Raw genomic sequence first — 18,561 nt, 5'->3', positions numbered from 1 at the left:
CGGGCCCGAGGGGCGCGGCCGACAATGCCCACTTTTGGGAAGGGTGATGGCCGCCTTGCCCGTGTTACTTGGCTCGCCGAGAGGAGACAGATGATGGGACAGTTGGAAGGCAAGACCGCCGTGGTGCTGGGCGCCGCGTCCGAGGGCAACATGGGGCAGGCCATCGCCCGGCTATTCGCCAAGGAAGGCGCAAAGGTGATGGTGGCGGGTCGCAAGGAGGCGCCGCTTGCCAGTCTTGCTGCTGAAATCGCTGGAGAATATGCCCTGTGCGACATCACCTCCAAGGCCGAGGTCGGCGCCCTTGCCGACAAGGCCTCCGCCACTTTCGGGCGGGTCGACATCGCGATCAACACCACCGGCTGGGGCTTGCTCGCCAGCCTCGAGGAGATCACCGAGGAGCAGCTCGATCAGATTGTTGCCTTGCAATTCAAGGGGGTATACCACTTTCTGCAAGCCTTCGTGCGGGTGATGAGCGCACAGCAGCCCAGCGGCGGGTCGCTGATCTCGCTGTCCTCTGCCACCACCAAGGCGATCATCACCAACCACGCCGCCTATATCGGCACCAAGCGCGGCTCCGAGGCGCTGATCGAGTGTGTTGCCAATGATTACGGGCACTTGGGCATCAAGGCCAACACCGTCTCCCCCGCCTTCACCGACAGCCCGATGACCCATGACAGCTTTCAGGTGCCGGGCCTGACCGACGCTTTTCTCCCGCGTTATCCGATGGGTAGGCTCAATACGGTGGATGATGTGGCCCATGCCTGCCTGTGGCTCTGCACCGATCAGGCCTATGTCACCGGGGCCAACATCCAGCCCAACGGCGGGCTGATCATGCGCGGAAACCCGCAAGCGGGAGATGTCGCAGCGGCGGTCGGCGCGGCTATGGCGAAGTTGCAGGGGTAAGCGCCCGGTCACCCCCTGTTTCACGTGAAACAGCGCCGCCAAGGCCGTTCTGGAGGGGGTCTAACCGGGGGCTGAGGGGGGTCTGGCAGCGCACAAGCCCCCCGCAAAACCGCGCAACCCCCGATCAATACTGGGCTGTCCCGCCGTCGACGCTGATCTGCTGGCCGGTGATCCCCGCGCCCGCCTCGCTTGCCAGCAACACCGCCACCGCCGCCACTTCCTCGACCGTGTTCGGCCGCTTGATCGCTGCCTCCTGGGCGAACAGGTCGATCATTTCCTCGAACTCCAGTCCCATGGCCTTGGCGGTCGCCGGACCGTTGTTCTTGATGATGTCGGTGATGACAATGCCGGGGCAGATCGCATTGACCGTCACCCCCTGCGCGCCAACTTCGCGGGCGAGGCTCTTGGTCATGCCGTTTACCGCGTGCTTGGCGGCGGAATAGGCGGTCAGCACCGCCTTCCCGTGCTTGCCCTCCATCGACGAGATGTTGATGATCCGCCCGTCGCCTTTGCCCAGCATGGTCGGCAGCGCGCGGCGGCTGGCCCAGAAGGTGGAATAGACGTTCCACTTCATCGCCTCGTCGAAGGCATGATCGGACAGGTTGACGAGCGGCTGAAGATCACCCGCCCCGCCCGCATTGTTCACCAGAATGTCGATCGTGCCGAAATGGGCGATGGTCTGGTCGATGAAGCCTTCGAGATCGGACTGGTTCATCACGTCGCCCGCCACGAACAGACCGTTTGCGCCCGCGCCGATTTCTTCCAGCACCTTCGTGCCTTTGTCCGCATTGCGGGCGAACAGCGCCACCTTTGCGCCCTCGGCGAGAAACGCCTCGGCGATCCCGCGACCCATGCCCGCCGTGCCGCCCGTGATGGCGGCGACCTTGCCTTCCAGTTTCATGGTTCTCTCCTTTGACCGATGGTTAGCCGCACCGGCAGGCGGGCGCACCTTGCCAAAATGACGGGTTGCCCGATCCTGCCCGGCAGGCGTCTAACCCGATCATGGAACAGGTGGACGTCATAATCCTCGGCACCGGCGCGGCAGGCATGGCTGCGGCGCTGGCCGCCCATGAGGCAGGCGCATCGGTCGCGCTGATCGAACGGTGGGACCGCGTCGGCGGCACCTCTGCCATATCGGGCGGGGTGATCTGGGTGGCGGACAACCCCCGGATGCGCGCAGGCGGAATGGCCGACAGCCGCGCGGACGCGCTCGCCTATTTCCGCAGCCTCGATCACGGCGATCTGGTGGATGAAACGCTGGAGGCCTTTGTGGACAAGGGGCCGGAGGCGCTGGCCTTCCTCGAAGCTATCGACGCGCTCAAGGTGGCGGTGCTGCCGGGCTATCCCGACTACTATCTCGACCGGCCCGGCGCGAAGCCCGAAGGCTCCCGCGCGCTCGACCACGATCTGTTCGCGCTGGGGGAACTGGGCGACTGGGCGGCGAAGATCTACGCAATTGAAGAACCCAAGCCCCTGATGCTGCGCGAGACGCCGCTGGGCGGGGCGACCGCCATGCCGCCAATGGAGGTGCTGGGCCAGCGCATGGCTGCACGGCAATGCGGGTTCGGGCAGGCGATGGTGGCGCGATTGCTCAAGGCCTGTCTCGACCGCGGGATCGAACCGGTGCTCGGGGTGGAGACGCACCGGCTTGTGAAAGACGGCGGGCGCATCACCGGCATCGAAGGCGAGCGTGACGGCGCGCCCTTCGCGCTGTCCGCGCGGCGCGGCGTCATCATCACCACCGGCGGGTTCGAGTGGGACGCGGACCTGCGCCAGACTTTCCTGCGCGGGCCGGTGACAGCCCCCGCCAGCCCGCCGACCGGCACCGGCGGCGGCCTGAAGCTGGCGATGGCGGCGGGCGCGAAGCTCGGCAACATGACGAGCGCATGGTGGGCGCCGACGCTGGTCACGCCCGATGCACCCTGGTCGGGCGGAGAGCAACGCGCGCAGATCATCCTGATCGAGCGGACTGTGCCGCATTCGATCATGGTCAATCGTTCGGGGCGGCGGTTCTGCAACGAGGCGGCGAATTACTCCGCGCTTGGCGGCGTGTTCCACCAGTTCGACCCGGCCACTTACGATTATCCGAACCTGCCATGCTGGCTGGTGTTCGACGCGCAATATGCGGCGCGCTATCCGCTCGGCACGCGCCAGCCGGGCCAGCCGATCCCCGACTGGGTGATGCGCGCGGACACGCTGGAGGGGCTGGCCGCGCAGATCGGCCTTGATCCAGCCGCGCTGGAGGAGACTGTGGCGCGCTTCAATGTTCACGCCGACCAAGGCCACGACCCCGATTTCGGGCGCGGGACCAGCGCCTATGACCATTTCTACGGGGATCGTTCCCGGGAAGGGACGGCGGTGACGCTCGGCGCGATCCGTGAGGCGCCGTTCTATGCGGTGGAGATTGCCTCGGGCCTGCTCGGCACCAATGGCGGGCCGCGCACCGACGGACAGGCGCGCATTCTGGGCCATGACGGTGCGCCGATCCCCGGACTTTTCGGTGCAGGCAATGCCATCGCCTGCCCGACAGGCGGGATCTATGCAGGAGCGGGCGGGACGCTCGGCCCGGCGCTGACTTTCGGGTATCTGGCGGGGCGGACGGCGGCTTTGGCGAATACCTAGCGCTTCTTCGCCACAAACTCGATATTCAGCTGCTTCAGGCTCCGCAGCAGGAAGTGCGGGTGGTAGGCGAAGTCGTTCTGCCCTTCGGCAAACCACATGTCATCAAACCGGTCGACCACGGCCTGAAAGCCCCAGGTCAGCTCGCGCCGGGCGAGCGGCGCGCCGAGGCAATGGTGGGTGCCTGACCCGAAGGCCATGTGCGCGCCCGCCTTGGGCCGCTCCAAGTCCAGCTTCTCGGGGCATTCGAAGAAGCGCTCGTCGCGGTTGGCCGCGCCATAGCGGACATTGACGACCGATCCGGCGGGGATCGTCACCCCGTCCAGCTCCACATCCTTGTGGGTGAAGCGCATCAGCGATTGCACCGGGCTTTCGAGCCGCAGCACTTCCTCGACGAAATTGCGCATGTAGCGGTCGGGATCGGCCTTGAGCTTCACCCACACGTCCTTGTTTTCGATCAGCAGCTTCATCCCTGCCGCGAGCGCATTGGTGGTGGTCTCCGATCCGCCGACGAAGGTATCGGCCATCATCTCGGCGTGGAGTTCTTCGTCGTTGAGCGGCCGGCCCCAGCCTTCGATCACGGTGTTGACCAGCACGCTGATGAGGCTGCCGTCCGGATGTTCCCTCAAACGCTCGAAGATCGGCTGGAAATAGTGCTGCGCCTCGATCTCGCGGTCGACCATTTCGAGGTGCTTGTCCTCGGGCAGCATCAGCGAGATGCGGTGGAAGAAGGCATCGGTCCAGCCCTTGATCCGCCACATGTCCTCGCGCTTGGCGCCCATCTGCTCGCCGATGATGAACAGCGGCAGGGGGACGCAGAACTGGCGCACCCAGTCGCATTTGCCGTCCGCGAGAAATTCGTCGATCAGTTCATAGGCGAGGGTTTCCACCCGCGGGTCGATGTCCTTGATGCGGGAGGGCTTGAACGCCTCGTTGAACATCGCGCGCATCTGCTTGTGGTTGGGGTCGTCGCGCCCCGCCAGCGTCGGCGCGGGGAGCCAGCCCTTTTCCTTGAACCGCTGCGCCACCTTGCGCCCGCGTTCCATGTCCACCGGCGAGGCGCGCATCAGCTCGTTCGCGGCGGTCGAGGGGAAGCGCGCGGGGTCCATCAACACCTCGCGCACATGATCGTAGCGGCTGACGACGTAAATCTGCGTGCCGGGGATGTTGTAGACCGGGGCCTCGTCGCGCAGGGTCTTGTAAGCCGCGTAGGGGCATTGCTGGAGCTCGGGATCGAACAGGTTGATCGCGGGGGGCTGATTCATCACCGCACCTCGATCTTCTCGGCCCCCCAAGGGGCGATGGCTTCGGCGGTCTTGAAGGCCTCGGGCAGTTCCTCGACCATGTGATACGTCGCCGCCAGCCGCCCGAAGCCGACGAAGAACGCCGCCGTCATCCCGAGCTCCACGATCTGCGCCTCGGTGAAGTGGCGGCGCAGCTCGGCATAGACCGCGTCGTCGATCGCCAAGTGATCGGTCGCCATCAGCTCGCCGTAACGGATCGCGGCTTTCTCGGCCGCCGAGAGGTTCTCGGCCTCCTGCGGGCGCTCCAGCGAGCACACCAGCCCCTCGGTCACGCCATCCGCCACCGCGTCCGAATAGCGGATCGCCATGCAGGAACGGCACTGGTTGAAGAAGGCGACCCGGAGCCGCACCAGCTCCACCAGCCGATCGGGCAGCGAGCGGTTCTTCTTGAGCGCCCCGCCGAAGCCCATCAGGCCCAAGGCCTGCTCCGGGCAATGGGCGAAGTAGCGGGTGAGACCCTGCTCCAGATCGGTGAGATTGTCCGGTTGGATCGCGGCGACAAGGCGCGCGTCCCATTGGTCGGTCGGCAGCTTGGTGATGCGGCTCACATCTCTCTCCCACTGGCAAATGTGCCGGTTTCCGTAAGGGCGAGGCTGCGGGACAAGCCGGCCATCAGCAATTGGCGGATTCGCTAAGCGGGTCGCCACCGCAAGGGAGAGGCGGGCTTGCAGGCGGAGAAGCCGCGCACTTTGGCAGAGGTCGATCTGTTCGCCCCCGGCGCGCAGGAGCACTGGTATCAGGCCTACGCCATTCTCCACGAACAGTCACCGGTGCAGCGCCTGCCGGGCGAGGGGCTGACGCCGGGGACCGACGCCTTCGTCCTCACCAAATACGAGGATGTGCGGCGCGTGGTGATGGACTGGGATCGCTTCCCGCCCACGCTCTCGCTGCTGGTCGCGCATATCCAGCAATCAGGGCAGATGCCGACCCACATCCCCGATATTGACGCGATGGTGGCGAGCATCGTCTCGCTGCGGCCCGATCCGGAGCTATGGCGCGCGCATCGCAAGGAGTTGACCGATCCGTGGGTGGGGCCGGGGTGCACCCGCCATGCGGAAATGATCACGGCCCATGTCGACGATCTGATCGCCGGGATGCTGGACAAGGCGAGAGGAGGCGAGCCGGTCGATTTCGTCGCCGATTTCGCCCGCCCGCTGCCCCAAAGGGTGATGGCGAGCGTCCTGGGCTTCCCGCTGGAGGACATCCCGCGCCTCGAACAATGGGGCAATGCGCAGGTCATGTCCTATGTCCACGGGCGCACGCACAGGAACATCCTCACCCCCGAACAGACGAAGGAGAAGTTCCGGCTGCTGGCGGGGATGAAGGACTATGTGGCGGAGAAAACCCGCGAGAAGCGCGCCCGCCCGCAGGACGACATGGTGAGCTTCCTCACCCAGGTCGAATATCAGGCATTGGGCCGCAAGCTCACCGACGACGAGATCAATGGCGTGGTCTACGCGATGGTGATCGGCGGGCTGGAGACGACGCAATATGCCCTCGCCGAGCAGGCGCAATTGCTGTGCCAGCGGCCGGGGATGTTCGCGACCCTGCGGGGGAACAGGGGCGCGATCCGCACTTTCATCGAGGAAGGGGTGCGGCTGCGCTCTCCCACACAGGGGCTCTCGACCCGCATCTGCGCGCATGACGAGGTGTTTCAGGGCGTCCCCGTCCCCGCCGGATCGATGCTGCATCTCAGGTGGGCGGCGGCCAACATCGACGCGGACGAGTTCGAGGACCCGCTCGAGCTGAAGCTGGATCGCAAGGCCGCCACCCGCCACTTGGCCTTCAGTCAGGGGCCGCGTTCGTGCCCCGGCTCCAATATCTCGCGATTGGAACAGATGATCGCTTGGGAGAAGGTCTGCGATGCCTTTTCGGGCCTCGCCTACGCCGCCGGCAACGACTTCCGCCATCAGGGCGGGATCATGCTCGGGATCTACCGCCTCATGCTCACCCTCACCCCGACGGAGACATCCTGATGGCCACCCTGCTCGCCCATATCCAGATCAAGCCCGGCAAGGAGGCCAAGTGGGAGGCGATCATGCATGACATGGTGCGCGAAACCTTCGGCACCGAGGAGGGCGTGATCCGCTACGAATACTGGAAGGGGCAGGAGCCGCTTTCCTACTACTGCCTGCTGAGTTTCAGGGACAAGTGGGCCTTCTATCACCACCAGATGTCCGACCACCACGAAGGCCACGATTTCGCCGACGTGCTGGCGGGGATCAAACTGGAGTACATCGACCCGGTGGAAGGCGCTGGCGGGGGCTTGCCGCATACCACCGACCCGGCGCTGCCCGACGATGCCAGCGCGGCGATGAAGATCGCGCAGGAGCGTTTCCCCCTGTCGATCCCGGCATGGTGGGGGGCGCGCGCATGAGCCTCGACGCCAAGGTGCAGGCGCTGCTCGACAAGCAGGCGATCACCGAGGTGCTGCAACGTTATTCGCGCACATTGGACTGGCTGGACGACGCGGGGCAGGCGGGGTGCTTCTGGCCCGATGCGCACATCGACTACGGCTTCTTCACCGGCAGCGCGGCGGATTTCCTGCCGGTCGTCATGCAGATCGAGCGTGCCAGCCAGCGGCGCTGGCATTTCCTCTCGACGCCTTCAATCGCGCTCCATTCCTCCGACAGGGCCAGCGTCGAATGCTACGGCTTTGCCACGGGCATCCGCGAACAGGAGGACGGCACGTGGTCAGGCGGGCTCTATGGCGGGCGCTATCTTGATGAGTTCGCAAAGCGGGACGGCGAATGGCGGATCGCCAGCCGCCGCTACATCATGGATTGGAAGCTGCCGCTGGAAGACCAGCCGGGCAACGAACCGAACCCCGATTTCCCCCTGCCGGTGTTGCAGATCATCGCCAGCGGCAACCCTGATTACCGGGTGATGTAGGCTACTCGGCGGCCGGGTCCATGTAATCGCGGTAATAGGTGAGCTGGCCGCCTTCGACCTTGTAGATGCCGACCCCGCCACGGGGTGCGTGGCCGTCCATGTGCATCGTCCAGCGCGCCCATACCGCGTGATCATCGCCGCAGATTTCATCGACGGTGAAGTGGACTTTGCGATTGCCCATTTCCTCGACCATCTTGGTCATGAAGCCGAGGATCGCCTCGCGTCCGCGATATTGGCCCCAGATCGGGTCTTCGAGAAAGGCATCCTCGGCGAACAGGGGCGCGAGCTTGGTGTAGTCGCCCGCGTCCTGGATGCGCCAGAATTCCTCGATCACGCGCTGTGCTTCGCCTGCCATCTCGTGTCTCCCTTTGCTGGCGGCAATCTGCCATGGCGCCGCACTTCGCCCCCCTGTGAAAATCGCGAGGGCCGCTAGCAGGGTGCGGCCTGTTATCCTTGCCCCAAGGAGAGAGCCCCATGTCCACCACCCCCCGCGTATCCTCGGCCATTCCGGGAGAGCCTGCGCATTTCGGCAGCGTCCTCGCGCACCAGCCCGAAATCGCGCAGAGCTTCTTTGCGCTCTATGGCCGGTTCTGGGGGTCTGACGTGCTCAGCGCGCGGATCAAGGAGGTCGCGCGGATGCGCAATGCGCGGGTCACGGAATGCGGGTTCTGCCGCAACGTGCGCTTCGACAAGGCAGTGGCCGAGGGCCTCGGCGAGGAGGTGGTGGACGACATCACCGACGGCTACGAGACTTCCGACAGGCTGACCGATACCGAAAAGGCGGTGCTGAAGTTCACCGATGCGCTGATCCACGATCCCGAATTGCTGACCGGCGATGCGAAGGCCGCCTTGCAGCGCCACCTCACACCCGCGCAAATCGCCGAGCTGGGGCTGGGGGTGAGCCTGTTCCTCGCGCTCGCCAAGGCGCTGATCACGATGGGGCTGGAGCCCGAGGCGATGGACCGCACCGTGCTGCCCACCCCAGCCGTGCTGGAGGCCGCAGAATGACCCCGGCAGGGGGCAGTGCCGTCCACGCCGCGCTGGCGGGCGATCCGGTGCTGGCCGAGCATTATGCCGAGTTCCGCGCGAAGTCCGAAGCGGCGCTCGATCCCGCGCTGGTGGCGTTGATCCGGCAGGCAGTGGCGGCGGTGCATGGCATGGGCGCAGCGCCCGATGAAAGCACGCTCGACCAAGGCACCCGCCTGTGCCTTGCCTATGCGCGCCGGATGCCGTTCGAGCATACCGCGATCACCGATGCCGAAGCCGCCGCCGTGGTGGCGCATCTGGGCGAGCCGGGCTATGTTGCCTTCTCGGTGGTCACCGCGCTGGCCGATGCCGAATGCCGCGCGGCGCTGGTGGACTTGCCGGGGCTGGCGACCCTTTAGTTCACCGCCCGGTCTTTCCCCACCCAATAGGGCGCGCGCAGTTCGCGGCGCAGGATCTTGCCCGAAGGGTTCCTCGGCAGGGCGGGGATGAAGTCGACCGATTTGGGACACTTGTAGCCCGCGATATGCTGGCGCGCGTGGGCAATCAGTTCGGCTTCGGTCAGCTCCTCGCCCGCCTTGACCACCACGCAGGCCTTCACTTCCTCGCCCCATTTTTCCGACGGGATGCCGATCACGGCGACATCGGCGACCTTGGGGTGGGCATAGAGCGCGTTTTCGACCTCGGCGGGGTAGACGTTCTCGCCGCCGGAGATGATCATGTCCTTCACCCGGTCGTGGATGTAGAGATAGCCGTCCTCGTCGAGATAGCCCGCATCGCCCGTGCGCAGCCAGCCCTCGGCGTCGATGGTGGCGGCGGTGGCATCGGGGTTGTTCCAGTAGCCGCGCATGTTCTTGCTCGAGCGCGTCGCGATTTCGCCCACGGTGCCTGCCGGAACCTCGTTCCCCGCCTCGTCGATCACCTTGATCTCCACCCCGGCGAGCGGCTTGCCCACGCTCCGCATCCGCACCGAACCTTCCGGCACGTGATCCTCGGGATCCAGCGCGACGATGGTGCCGCTGGTCTCGGTCATGCCGTACATCTGCACGAAGCCGCACCCCATCACCCGGATCGCCTCGCGCATCAGTTCGAGCGGGATGGGGGACGCGCCGTAGGTGACGTATTTGAGGCGGCTGAAATCGACCTCGCTCACCTGCGGATGGTTGAGCAGGATCTGCAGCGCGGCGGGCACGAGGAAGATTTTCGAGATGTTGTAGTTCTGGATCAGGTCCAGCGCCTTGGTCGGATCATATTCGGGCAGGACGATGGAATTGGTTCCCGCCACCAGCGTGCCGATGCCGGTGCCGGTGCCGCTGATGTGGAAACAGGGCATGGCGAGCAGAGTGACATCGCCCGGAATCGGCTCCTGCCAAGCGCGCATCTCGTCGCCTGCGGCGGTGCCGTCGCGGCTGGAGAGCAAGGAGCCGTGAGTGATGACCGCGCCCTTGGGCTTGCCGGTGGTGCCCGAGGTGTAAAGCTGGAGCGCGTCGTCCTCGGCCTTCACGCGGTGCGGGGGCGGCGTCGCCGGGAAGCCGTCGCGCCAGATGCGATAGTCGGTGCCGGGATAGTCGGGCGCGTCGATGCCGATCACCTGTTCGACATGGGGGCAATCCGGGCGGATTTGCGAGAGCACCTCGGCAAAGCCTTCACCCACGAACACCACCTTGGCGCAGGAATTGTCGAGCACATAGGCGACCTCTGGTGCGGCCAGCCGCCAGTTCACCGGGGTCATCACCGCGCCCACGCGGTTCGCGCCAAGGAAGGCCTCGAAATAGAGTGGGTGGTTCTTGCCGAGGAAGGCGACCCGGTCCCCCGGCCCGATCCCCAGTGCGGCCAGGCCATTGGCGACCCGGTCTGCGCCCTCGTCAAGCTCGGCGAAGGTGATGTCTTCCTGCCCGTATGTGAAGGCGATCACGTCGCCCTGTGTGCGGGCGTGTTCGCGGACGACGTCGCAGAAGGACTCTGCGGCCAGTGCTGTGCTGTCTCCCATGAGGCGCGGGGATAAACGCTGAGCCCGCGCCTGTCATTGGCACAATTCATAGCGGCGCTTCGCCGCCAGCGCGCTAGGCTGCCGGGATGGCGATACCTTCAAGCTTTGCGCGCGCGGACTTCACCCCCGGCTTTCTCGACCATGGCGGGCCTTACTACCTTGGACCCGCTGCTGAGGGCGTGCGGGTGGTAGGCCTCAGGATCATGCCGCATCACATCAACTACAGCCAGGCGGCTCACGGCGGGGTGATTTCGACCCTTGCGGACGTTGCCCTCAGTCACGCCGTCTACGATGCCGAACGGCCCCGGCTGACCCCGTCCACCGTGACGCTGACGGTCAACTATCTGGCAGGCGCGCGGCTCGGCGACTGGCTGGAGGCGCGGGTGCGGATCGACCGGCTGGGCGGGCGCACCGCCTATACCTCGGGCGGGATCTGGCGCGGGGAGGAGCAGATCGCGACCATGAGCGGAGTGTTTGCGTTTCGGCGACCCTAGCCTAGCCATTGGCTGACGGCGACGGTCGAAGGGTCGCGGTTGTCGTGATAGCCCGCCGCGCCCTCGGGCGTGTCGGAGAGATCGACGCCCTCCATCACCCGGAACTCGCGCCAGTCATAGAGGCCGGTGCGCTGGGCGATGCGCCATTCGCTACCGCGCTTTTCGAAGCGGTCGACATAGCGCCCCGCGACGATGGCGGAGTAGATCACGCCCTTGTCCGGGAACACCGCCGCCAGCGGATAGCCCGGGGGGATGGTGTGCATCGCGGTCATGTAGGTTTCGGTGTGGCACAGGTTCGCGCCGTCAAATCCGAAGATTGTCTGGCCGAGCTGGTGCTGGGTGGCGAGGCAGGGGTCGATAACGCTGCGCGCCTGATCGACAAAGCCGCGCCAGTCGCCCTCGATCAGCCCGAAGCGGAAGGTCGCGTCGGCATGGAACAGGCGCTCCATCATCCCCCAGCGCCGCCGGTCGATCGCATGGGCATAGGCGGCAAGAATGTCGCGGATCGCCTCGCGGTCTTCGATTGTGCCTGTCATGGTTTCAACTCCACGATTACCTTGCCGATATTGCCGCCGGTGAACAGCTTGGCATAGGCGGTGAGCGTATTCTCCAGCCCGCGCGTCACGTCATAGGGCATCACCAGATCGCCGCTCTCATGCCAACTGCGCAGGCGTTCGGTCAGCGCCGGGCCTTCGTGCATGAAATCGGGCGAAAAGAACCCCTCGATCCGCAGCCGCCGCATCAGCACCTGATCGAATTCCTTGGGCGCGGTGCGAGTGCCTGAGGTGTAGTCGGCCAGCAATCCGCACACCGCCACCCGCCCATAGTGGTTCATGCGGGTCAGCACCTGATCCAGCAACTCGCCCCCGACATTGTCGAAATAGACGTCGAACCCGCCCGCTGCATCAAGCTGCGCGTCCACATCGCCCGCCTTGTAATCAATCGCGCCCGCGATCCCCAATTCATCGGTCAGGTAGGCACACTTCGCCGCCCCGCCCGCAATGCCCCACGTCTCGCAGCCCAGCAGCTTTGCGATCTGCACCGCGAGGATGCCGGTCGCCCCGGCCGCTGCCGAGACCAGCACCTTTTCGCCCGGCTTGGCCGCGCCGGTGCGCTCCACGCCCCACAGCGCCGTCCACCCGTTCATGCCGAGCGCGCCGAACCACGCGCGCCGGTCCGCGACCGAGGGGTCGAGCACAATCGCGCCCGACATCAGCGCATCGACCGTCGACCAGTCACCCCACTGCCCGAAGGCGCGGACCAGATCGCCGGGCGCGAAGCCCTCGGCCCGGCTCTCCACCACCTCGCCCAGCACCAGCCCGCTCATCGGGATGCCGAGCGGGAGCGGCGGCTGATAGCCATCCTCGCGCGCGGTGAGCCACAACCGCGTGCCGGCGTCCATCGACAGGTGCGAATTGCGGATGCGGATCTCGCCTTCGCCAAGGGGGGCAAGCGGGGCCTCGACCAGCGTCAGCGCGCTGGCGAAATCCGTGCCTTCGGGGCGGCGGTCGATGCGCCAAAAACGGTTGTCCATTGCGGCCTTGTCCGGCCCCTGCACCGCCACGGCAACCCCGCCTTTTCGCTAGGGCCGGGATTGGGGCCGCTATCACTTTGGCGCGGTGCGTGCGCGCGGGGCGCTTCCTAGTCTGTTGCACAAAGAACAAATGGGGAGAGACATTCATGGCACTCATCACGGTTATCGGCGCCAGTGGCAGGCAGGGCCTTGCGCAGGTGCGTCAGGCACTGGCCGCAGGGTATGACGTGCGGGCGATCTCGCGCCGACCCGATGCGCTGGAAGGCGCGCCGGTCGAGGGGGTCGAGCGGGTCGAGGTGCGGCCGATGGACCTCTACGACACGTCCACCTTCCACGATGCGCTCGAAGGCAGCGACTACATCTTCTACACCCATCCGTTGCAGGCCCGCGCGGACCGCGCCTACCTGATCGGCGAGGTCGGCAAGGTCGCCGCCGCGCTCGACGTCAAGCGCGTGGTGTGGAACACCTCCAGCTGGATTCCGGACAAGCCCGGCGATCCCTTCACCTATGGCGAGAATACCAAGGGCATCAACGCCCTGTGGCGCTCTGGCGCGCCCGGCACGGTGTTCGGCTCTGTGCTGTTCATGGACAACCTGCTGACCAACTGGGCGCGGCCCTTCATCGTCAATGAAGGGCGCTACGTCTATCCGCACAACCCCAATCTTGAGGCGAACTGGATCAGCCTCGACGATGTTGCGCGCTTCATGCTGGCGAGCCTCGAACGGCCCGACATGGAGGGCGCCTGGCTCAATATCGGCGGGCCGGAGCGGCTGGTCGGCAAGCAGGTGACGCAATGCCTCAGCGAGGCGCTGGGCAAGCAGATCGAATACGATCCCTGCACCCCCGCCGAATTCGGCCGCTACCTCGTCGAGGCCGCCGGGGATTCGATGCCCGCCGAAATGCGCGAGGGCTTCGCCAAGGGGATCGAGGACTTCTACGAATACAACAACACCGCGCCGACCAAGCCCTTCGCGGTCGATATGGAGCACGTCTACGAACGCTTCCCCGAGCTCGACGGCAAGCTGGAGACGATGGGCGAATGGACCAAGCGGCAGGACTGGGGCGAGTCGAACTACCGCCCGGCCTTCGGATAGCCCTATGACAGGCGCGGCGTCCAGCACCCGAAGATGGGCCGCGCCTCGCCCGCAGGCTCCTGTTGGAGACACATGAGGCACTGCCCAGAAAGCAAAAAACTCCCCCCTTTCCCGGCGTTCTTCAGGCGAGGAGATCGAACGGCGCGAGGGACAATTGGGCCGGTCACAAGGTCAATGCCGACGGTTCGCGAGCGCGTAGGAAATCAGGTCGGCTATGCGCCTGTTCGCAACAGAAGCGGAGTGTCGGCTTTCGCCCCCTAACCGAATGTTCAAAGGCTCTCAGAAGCGGCCGGTCCGCTAGGTGACGCCAGCAGAGGTGTTCTCCAAACTTCGGCGCTCAATTTCCTTAAAGCAAGTGGTTGCTGATTCTGAGCGTTGCGTTGCGGATGCGCTCGGTGCAGGTATGCCTCGCCATAGGGGGTATGAGCCATGAAGGTCGATTGGGGGGCGGTCGTCAGGGCCATTGTCGCCGGAGACGCGAGCGGCCGGGGTGATCCCTCGCCTGATCTGGCCTCTCTCGCCGATACCGATCCTGCCGGAGCGATGGCGCTGTCGGCGCACCTTGCGGTGACCGGCGATCTGACCGGCTTCATGTCGACCCGTGCGCCCGAGGCCGATCCCGATCCCGGCGAAGGCCCGGGCGGGCCACCGCCTGAGCGGGTCGGGGCGTGGAAGCTGGCTGAGCGCATCGGGTCTGGCGGGATGGGGCAGGTCTGGCTCGTCCGGCGTGATGACGGGGTCTATGACCAGATTGCGGCCATGAAGCTGGTCGCCAGCCCGGCTGCGATGGTGATGGACCGCTTCAGGGACGAGCGGCAGCGGCTGGCCCGGCTCGATCACCCCAACATTGCCCGCATCATCGATGGCGGCGAAGACACGGCGGGCCGGCCTTTCATGGTCGTCGAATTCGTCGAAGGCGCTCCGATCGCAGACTGGTGCGCTGGTCGTGGGTGTGATCCCAGGACGCGGGTAAGGCTGCTCGTCGACCTTTGCGATGCGCTCGCCCATGCCCATGCCCGGCTGGTGCTGCACCTCGATATCAAGAGCGCCAATGTGCTGGTCAACAGCGATGGCCAGTTGCGGCTGATCGACTTCGGGATAGCGGCACTGATCCCGGAAGCGGCCATGGCAGACACGCACCGGCAAGGGCGGGCGCTGACCCTGGTGACGGCCGCGCCCGAACAGCTCGAAGGCGAAGCTGTGAGCGTTGCGACGGACATTTTTCAGGTTGGTATGCTGGCGCACCTGCTGCTGATCGGGCGACTGCCTGAACGTCAGGCCGATGGATCGGTAGTGATTGCTGCACAGGCGCTGGGCAATCCCGATCTTGCGGCAATCATCGCCCGGGCCACAGCCTTTGACCCAGCCAACCGCTATGCCTCGGTCGATGCACTGGGGGAGGATTTGCTCAATTGGCTGGAAACCCGCCCGGTCATGGCCCGCGGCGGTGGGAGCCTCTATCGCGCCCGCGTGTTCCTCAAGAAGCACTGGCTGGCCTCGGCCGCGAGCGCGGTCGCGCTGGCGGCGCTGGTGGGCGGACTGGGGGTAAGCCTGTTGCAGACGCAGCAGGCGATCAATGCCCGCAACCGCGCGCTGGCCGAGGAGGAGCGCAGCGACACGATCCGCGAATCGCTCTATTTCCTGCTCGCCGAAACGGGCGAGGGCGAAGACGGTGCAGCAACTGCTTCGGGCGTGTCGCAGGCAGCGGAGGTGATCGGGGCGCGGTTCCGCAAGGCACCCGCGCAATTCGCCGCCGTGCTTCAGGCGCTCGGCGAATTGCAGTTCTACCTGTCCGACGATGTCGGCGCGCTGGCGACCTTTGACCTGCTGCTAGGACAGGCGGCGGTGATCGATCCCGAAATTCTCGCTCAGGCCCGCTACAATGCGGCGCAGGCCCATATGCGGCAGGGCGCAGCCGACAAGGCCGAGGCCTTGCTGGGGCAGGCGCAGGCGTTCTGGAAAGCCGATCCGGGGCGCTGGGCCATTCGCCTGCGCGACAGCCGCCTGCTTGAAGCGCAGGTGATGCGCGCGGAGGATCCGGAGGGCGCCGTGGCGCTCTTGCGCCGGACGCTGGCAGACCATGTCCGCGAATATGGCCGGGACAATCAGCGCGCCGGGGTGTTTGCCAACAATATTGGTACGGCGCTGGTGTCGCTGGGCCGCCTCGACGAGGCCGAAGCGGCGTTTCTGGAAGCCGACCGGGTGTGGCAGGCGACCGGGCTGACCGGCAGTTTCGACGCGCTCAACACCCTCAACAACGTCGCCAGCGTGCAATATCTCCAGAACAAGCACGAGGCGGCCGTGGCCAGCTTTGCCCGCGCCGTGGCGCTGCGCGATCAGCTGTTCGGCCCTTCGGCGGCGACGGCGGCCTTGCTGTCGAATTACGGCAAGGCGCTGCTCGGCGTGGACAAGGCGGGCGCCGCTCTGGAGCCTCTGGCGCGTGCTGAAGCGATGAGCCTCGAATTTGCAGGCCCTGCCAGCGCGCTGCATGTCGCGGTGCTGAACGGCCATGCGGAGGCGCTGGCCAAGGCAGGACGGGCCGGTGCGGTGGAAAAGCTTGGCAGGGCTCGGCAGCACCTGACGGCTATGGGCGATCCGCCTCCCTTGTTGGCGAGCTGGCAGCTTGCCTCGGGCAAGGTTGCGCTCGCCGAGACGCGGCCTGACGAGGCTCGGTCTGCACTGCGCGAAGCGGTCCTGTTGGCGCAGTCGTCAGGCCCGGCAGGAGAAAGAATACGCGCCGAAGCGCAGGGCCTGCTGGACGCGATGTAGCCTACCCCAGCCGCTTGGCCAGCCAGCGCCGCGCATCCTGCCAGTCACGCCGCACCGTCCGCTCCGAAATGCCGAGCACCGCTGCGGTCTCGGCCTCCGTCAGCCCGGCGAAATAGCGCGCATCGACGATCCGCAACCAGCGCGGATTATGCGCGCCGAGACTGCCAAGCAGCTGGCCGATCGCGACCATCTGTTCGGGCGTTTCGCCAAACCCGGCCAGCCGCTGGTCTTCGGCCTCCTGTCGCTTCTCGGCGAGCTTGCGCCGGGCGTGATCGACGATCACCTGCCGCATCGCAAGTGAGGCGACCGCGAGGAAATGGCCGGGCGAGCGAAAGCCCTGCTTGCCGTCGAGCTTGAGAAATGCCTCGTGCAACACGTCGAGCGTCATCAGCGTGTCGGAAGCCTTGGCCCGTCGCCGCCGCGCGCGGGCAATGTCGATCAGCTCGCCGTGAAAGGCGTTCACCAACTCGGCGGCAAGGAACTGGTCCTGCTCGCTGTAACTATCGAGAATGGCGTCCTTGTCTGAGTGCATCGGCGCGACTTTATCCTCTCGTGCCGCTGCGTGCCAGTCGGTTGCAGGCCGGCGGGTCAGGAAAATGCACCGCCGCGCAAAGTTTTCTGGCCGGATTTTCCGCGCTCCTACGTGAAAGCCCTTAGGGGACCCGATAGCATGGCCGAAACATGGCTTCGCCGATCCCCGTGACAGATAGGGGGTAAGCGGCGATGAACAGGCGGGCAGGGGCCGGATCGGGAGGCGCGGCGGCGCTTGCTGTGCTGTGCGCCAGCACCGCATGGGGCCAGGCCGGGACGGTCGATGCTGCGACCGATGCTTCTGCCAGCCTTCTGCAACCGCTGGCGATCACGGGGACCCAGCCGCTTGAATTCGGCACGCTGGCGATCCCGCCGCAGGGTGAGTGCGTCTACGAAATCGACGTTGCGGGCCGTGCCAACGCGCCGGGCGGGATCTGCCAGTTTCTGGGGCAGGACCGCTTCCCGGCACGCTTCACCTTGTCCTGCGCCGCACGCGCGCTGGTGCAGTTTCAGGTGATCCATACCGACGCCGCCCCGGCCGGAGCCGTGTTTGCCGCCCCCGCCGCTGCGATGGACATCGACGGCGCTGGGGCAGGGGCCGCCTTCCAGACCCGTCCCTGCGATGCCGACGGGATCAGCGAAATCGCCGCCGCCGGGCGCCTGACCGTGCGCGCCGGAGCGCTGCACGGCTTCACCGGCACGGTCGGTACGATCCGGCTGGAGGTTGCCTATGACTGACGGATTTTCCCCATCAAAACGGAGACTTGCCATGAAGATTGCCGCCCATGCCCATGCCTTTACGCTTACCCTCGCTCTTGTGGGCCTGACCGCTCAGCCGGTGCTCGCCCAATCGGCAGTGTCGGCGGACGAGAGCGTTGAGGCGCGCGCCAATATCGTGGGTTCCGACCTGCAACTGGCGATCGCGCCCCTGGCTAATCTCGAATTCGGCACGGTCACCTTGCCCAATGGCACCAATCCGGGCGCGTCGTGCCGTTACGACATGGTGGTGCAGACCGTGGCCGGCCGGATTGACGTGACCGAGGTCAAGGGCGGCAATGCCGTCGACAACACTGTCCCCACCCCGTCCGGGTGCCGGACCGAGGGCGAATTCACCCCGGCGGCCTTCGTGGTCGCCTGTACGCCCGCCGCCTCGGTGACGTTTCAGGTGACCTGGCAGAGCGACGGCTCGGTGTTCCTCGCCCCCGGCATGGGCGCGGTGGTGACCAATGCCAACAGCAACTCGGTGCGTCAGGTCTTCACCAACGCCTTCACGCAGAACCAGTTCACCTGCCCGGACGGTGCCTCGTCGCTGACTAGCCCGGCGGGCGCCTTCGTGCTGCGCACCGGCGGGCGGCTGGAGCTGACCGACAGCAACACCCCGTTCAACGGCCAGATCGGCACCGTCACGATGAACGCAATGTATTGAAACAGAAAGCGAGTTGAGGAG

The 18,561-nt window shown here is 66.1% G+C and carries 20 protein-coding genes; 12 read left to right on the top strand and 8 right to left on the bottom strand.

Translation table 11 applies throughout. The annotated features are described in order from the left end of the window. Positions 1-90 precede the first annotated feature (90 nt). Complete coding sequence (locus CHX26_RS01215; RefSeq protein ID WP_233997219.1) at positions 91-903, top strand: SDR family NAD(P)-dependent oxidoreductase; 813 nt, start codon at positions 91-93, stop codon at positions 901-903. A gap of 124 nt (positions 904-1,027) precedes the next feature. Here the strand turns inward: CHX26_RS01215 and CHX26_RS01210 are convergent, their stop codons facing one another. Then, positions 1,028-1,804 carry an SDR family NAD(P)-dependent oxidoreductase gene (locus tag CHX26_RS01210; RefSeq protein ID WP_104940807.1) on the bottom strand — a complete coding sequence of 259 codons (777 nt, stop codon included), beginning with the start codon at positions 1,802-1,804 and terminating at the stop codon, positions 1,028-1,030. Positions 1,805-1,905: 101 nt separating this feature from the next. Here CHX26_RS01210 and CHX26_RS01205 point away from each other — a divergent pair, with 101 nt between their 5' ends. Next, the gene (locus CHX26_RS01205) at positions 1,906-3,525 is read left to right on the top strand and encodes an FAD-dependent oxidoreductase (RefSeq protein ID WP_104940806.1); all 1,620 of its coding nucleotides are present in this window, start codon (positions 1,906-1,908) and stop codon (positions 3,523-3,525) included. Here CHX26_RS01205 and CHX26_RS01200 read toward each other — a convergent pair. Both CHX26_RS01200 and CHX26_RS01195 read right to left on the bottom strand, forming a co-directional pair. Then, on the bottom strand, positions 3,522-4,787 hold the full coding sequence (locus CHX26_RS01200; RefSeq protein ID WP_104940805.1) for a cytochrome P450: 1,266 nt from the start codon (positions 4,785-4,787) through the stop codon (positions 3,522-3,524). The two genes, CHX26_RS01205 and CHX26_RS01200, sit on opposite strands and share 4 nt — an antisense overlap. Next, a complete protein-coding gene (locus CHX26_RS01195) occupies positions 4,787-5,374 on the bottom strand; it encodes a carboxymuconolactone decarboxylase family protein (RefSeq protein WP_104940804.1) in 588 nt (195 codons plus the stop codon). Before CHX26_RS01195 ends, CHX26_RS01200 begins: the two co-directional genes overlap by 1 nt. Positions 5,375-5,491: 117 nt before the next feature. Between CHX26_RS01195 and CHX26_RS01190 the strand changes: the two genes are divergently transcribed. Genes CHX26_RS01190 through CHX26_RS01180 form a run of 3 tightly spaced genes read left to right on the top strand, consistent with a single transcriptional unit; the run spans position 5,492 to position 7,718 of the window. Beyond that, positions 5,492-6,802, top strand: a complete 1,311-nt coding sequence (locus CHX26_RS01190; RefSeq protein WP_104940803.1) for a cytochrome P450 — start codon at positions 5,492-5,494, stop codon at positions 6,800-6,802. Continuing rightward, positions 6,802-7,203, top strand: a complete 402-nt coding sequence (locus CHX26_RS01185; RefSeq protein WP_104940802.1) for a putative quinol monooxygenase — start codon at positions 6,802-6,804, stop codon at positions 7,201-7,203. Before CHX26_RS01190 ends, CHX26_RS01185 begins: the two co-directional genes overlap by 1 nt. Continuing rightward, the gene (locus CHX26_RS01180) at positions 7,200-7,718 is read left to right on the top strand and encodes a nuclear transport factor 2 family protein (protein WP_172449641.1); all 519 of its coding nucleotides are present in this window, start codon (positions 7,200-7,202) and stop codon (positions 7,716-7,718) included. The genes CHX26_RS01185 and CHX26_RS01180 overlap by 4 nt, the downstream gene beginning before the upstream one ends. 1 nt (position 7,719) lies before the next feature. On the opposite strand, the gene CHX26_RS01175 is transcribed toward CHX26_RS01180, so the two are convergent. Next, complete coding sequence (locus CHX26_RS01175) at positions 7,720-8,073, bottom strand: nuclear transport factor 2 family protein (protein ID WP_104940800.1); 354 nt, start codon at positions 8,071-8,073, stop codon at positions 7,720-7,722. Between the two features lie 119 nt (positions 8,074-8,192). On the opposite strand from CHX26_RS01175, the gene CHX26_RS01170 reads away from it, so the two are divergent. Continuing rightward, entirely contained in the window at positions 8,193-8,726 is a 534-nt protein-coding gene (locus tag CHX26_RS01170; RefSeq protein WP_104940799.1) for a carboxymuconolactone decarboxylase family protein, read from the top strand. Beyond that, positions 8,723-9,103, top strand: a complete 381-nt coding sequence (locus tag CHX26_RS01165) for a hypothetical protein (protein ID WP_104940798.1) — start codon at positions 8,723-8,725, stop codon at positions 9,101-9,103. The genes CHX26_RS01170 and CHX26_RS01165 overlap by 4 nt, the downstream gene beginning before the upstream one ends. On the opposite strand, the gene CHX26_RS01160 is transcribed toward CHX26_RS01165, so the two are convergent. Continuing rightward, positions 9,100-10,692 (bottom strand): fatty acid--CoA ligase, encoded by a 1,593-nt coding sequence (locus CHX26_RS01160; RefSeq protein ID WP_104940797.1) that lies wholly within the window; start codon positions 10,690-10,692, stop codon positions 9,100-9,102. The genes CHX26_RS01165 and CHX26_RS01160 overlap by 4 nt on opposite strands. A gap of 86 nt (positions 10,693-10,778) precedes the next feature. Between CHX26_RS01160 and CHX26_RS01155 the strand changes: the two genes are divergently transcribed. Next, positions 10,779-11,186, top strand: coding sequence for a PaaI family thioesterase (locus CHX26_RS01155; RefSeq protein WP_104940796.1), 408 nt, complete (start codon positions 10,779-10,781; stop codon positions 11,184-11,186). Here CHX26_RS01155 and CHX26_RS01150 read toward each other — a convergent pair. Then, a complete protein-coding gene (locus CHX26_RS01150) occupies positions 11,183-11,722 on the bottom strand; it encodes a nuclear transport factor 2 family protein (protein WP_104940795.1) in 540 nt (179 codons plus the stop codon). The genes CHX26_RS01155 and CHX26_RS01150 overlap by 4 nt on opposite strands. After that, positions 11,719-12,720, bottom strand: a complete 1,002-nt coding sequence (locus CHX26_RS01145; protein WP_104943168.1) for an NADP-dependent oxidoreductase — start codon at positions 12,718-12,720, stop codon at positions 11,719-11,721. The genes CHX26_RS01150 and CHX26_RS01145 overlap by 4 nt, the downstream gene beginning before the upstream one ends. 146 nt (positions 12,721-12,866) lie before the next feature. Between CHX26_RS01145 and CHX26_RS01140 the strand changes: the two genes are divergently transcribed. Beyond that, positions 12,867-13,814: an SDR family oxidoreductase gene (locus CHX26_RS01140; protein WP_104940794.1), complete on the top strand. Its 948-nt coding sequence runs from the start codon at positions 12,867-12,869 to the stop codon at positions 13,812-13,814. Between the two features lie 429 nt (positions 13,815-14,243). Then, entirely contained in the window at positions 14,244-16,583 is a 2,340-nt protein-coding gene (locus CHX26_RS01135; protein ID WP_104940793.1) for a serine/threonine-protein kinase, read from the top strand. Between the two features lies 1 nt (position 16,584). Here CHX26_RS01135 and CHX26_RS01130 read toward each other — a convergent pair whose 3' ends face one another. Beyond that, a complete protein-coding gene (locus CHX26_RS01130; protein ID WP_172449640.1) occupies positions 16,585-17,115 on the bottom strand; it encodes an ECF-type sigma factor in 531 nt (176 codons plus the stop codon). Positions 17,116-17,306: 191 nt separating this feature from the next. Here CHX26_RS01130 and CHX26_RS15535 point away from each other — a divergent pair, with 191 nt between their 5' ends. Then, a complete protein-coding gene (locus CHX26_RS15535) occupies positions 17,307-17,852 on the top strand; it encodes a DUF4402 domain-containing protein (RefSeq protein WP_172449639.1) in 546 nt (181 codons plus the stop codon). Positions 17,853-17,883: 31 nt separating this feature from the next. Continuing rightward, positions 17,884-18,540, top strand: a complete 657-nt coding sequence (locus CHX26_RS01120; protein WP_104940790.1) for a hypothetical protein — start codon at positions 17,884-17,886, stop codon at positions 18,538-18,540. Positions 18,541-18,561: the final 21 nt, after the last annotated feature.

The organism is Porphyrobacter sp. HT-58-2 (assembly GCF_002952215.1).
In the GTDB taxonomy this organism is placed as follows: domain Bacteria; phylum Pseudomonadota; class Alphaproteobacteria; order Sphingomonadales; family Sphingomonadaceae; genus Erythrobacter.
This window is presented reverse-complemented; position numbering and strand designations above follow the sequence as displayed.

Excerpts from the sequence above, each read along its gene's own strand:
- CHX26_RS01215 (WP_233997219.1), top strand. The coding sequence starts at position 91 with ATGATGGGACAGTTGGAAGGCAAGACCGCCGTGGTGCTGGGCGCCGCG.
- CHX26_RS01210 (WP_104940807.1), bottom strand. The coding sequence starts at position 1,804 with ATGAAACTGGAAGGCAAGGTCGCCGCCATCACGGGCGGCACGGCGGGC.
- CHX26_RS01205 (WP_104940806.1), top strand. The coding sequence starts at position 1,906 with ATGGAACAGGTGGACGTCATAATCCTCGGCACCGGCGCGGCAGGCATG.
- CHX26_RS01200 (WP_104940805.1), bottom strand. The coding sequence starts at position 4,787 with ATGAATCAGCCCCCCGCGATCAACCTGTTCGATCCCGAGCTCCAGCAA.
- CHX26_RS01185 (WP_104940802.1), top strand. The coding sequence starts at position 6,802 with ATGGCCACCCTGCTCGCCCATATCCAGATCAAGCCCGGCAAGGAGGCC.
- CHX26_RS01180 (WP_172449641.1), top strand. The coding sequence starts at position 7,200 with ATGAGCCTCGACGCCAAGGTGCAGGCGCTGCTCGACAAGCAGGCGATC.
- CHX26_RS01175 (WP_104940800.1), bottom strand. The coding sequence starts at position 8,073 with ATGGCAGGCGAAGCACAGCGCGTGATCGAGGAATTCTGGCGCATCCAG.
- CHX26_RS01170 (WP_104940799.1), top strand. The coding sequence starts at position 8,193 with ATGTCCACCACCCCCCGCGTATCCTCGGCCATTCCGGGAGAGCCTGCG.
- CHX26_RS01165 (WP_104940798.1), top strand. The coding sequence starts at position 8,723 with ATGACCCCGGCAGGGGGCAGTGCCGTCCACGCCGCGCTGGCGGGCGAT.
- CHX26_RS01160 (WP_104940797.1), bottom strand. The coding sequence starts at position 10,692 with ATGGGAGACAGCACAGCACTGGCCGCAGAGTCCTTCTGCGACGTCGTC.
- CHX26_RS01155 (WP_104940796.1), top strand. The coding sequence starts at position 10,779 with ATGGCGATACCTTCAAGCTTTGCGCGCGCGGACTTCACCCCCGGCTTT.
- CHX26_RS01150 (WP_104940795.1), bottom strand. The coding sequence starts at position 11,722 with ATGACAGGCACAATCGAAGACCGCGAGGCGATCCGCGACATTCTTGCC.
- CHX26_RS01145 (WP_104943168.1), bottom strand. The coding sequence starts at position 12,720 with ATGGACAACCGTTTTTGGCGCATCGACCGCCGCCCCGAAGGCACGGAT.
- CHX26_RS01140 (WP_104940794.1), top strand. The coding sequence starts at position 12,867 with ATGGCACTCATCACGGTTATCGGCGCCAGTGGCAGGCAGGGCCTTGCG.
- CHX26_RS01135 (WP_104940793.1), top strand. The coding sequence starts at position 14,244 with ATGAAGGTCGATTGGGGGGCGGTCGTCAGGGCCATTGTCGCCGGAGAC.
- CHX26_RS01130 (WP_172449640.1), bottom strand. The coding sequence starts at position 17,115 with ATGCACTCAGACAAGGACGCCATTCTCGATAGTTACAGCGAGCAGGAC.
- CHX26_RS15535 (WP_172449639.1), top strand. The coding sequence starts at position 17,307 with ATGAACAGGCGGGCAGGGGCCGGATCGGGAGGCGCGGCGGCGCTTGCT.
- CHX26_RS01120 (WP_104940790.1), top strand. The coding sequence starts at position 17,884 with ATGAAGATTGCCGCCCATGCCCATGCCTTTACGCTTACCCTCGCTCTT.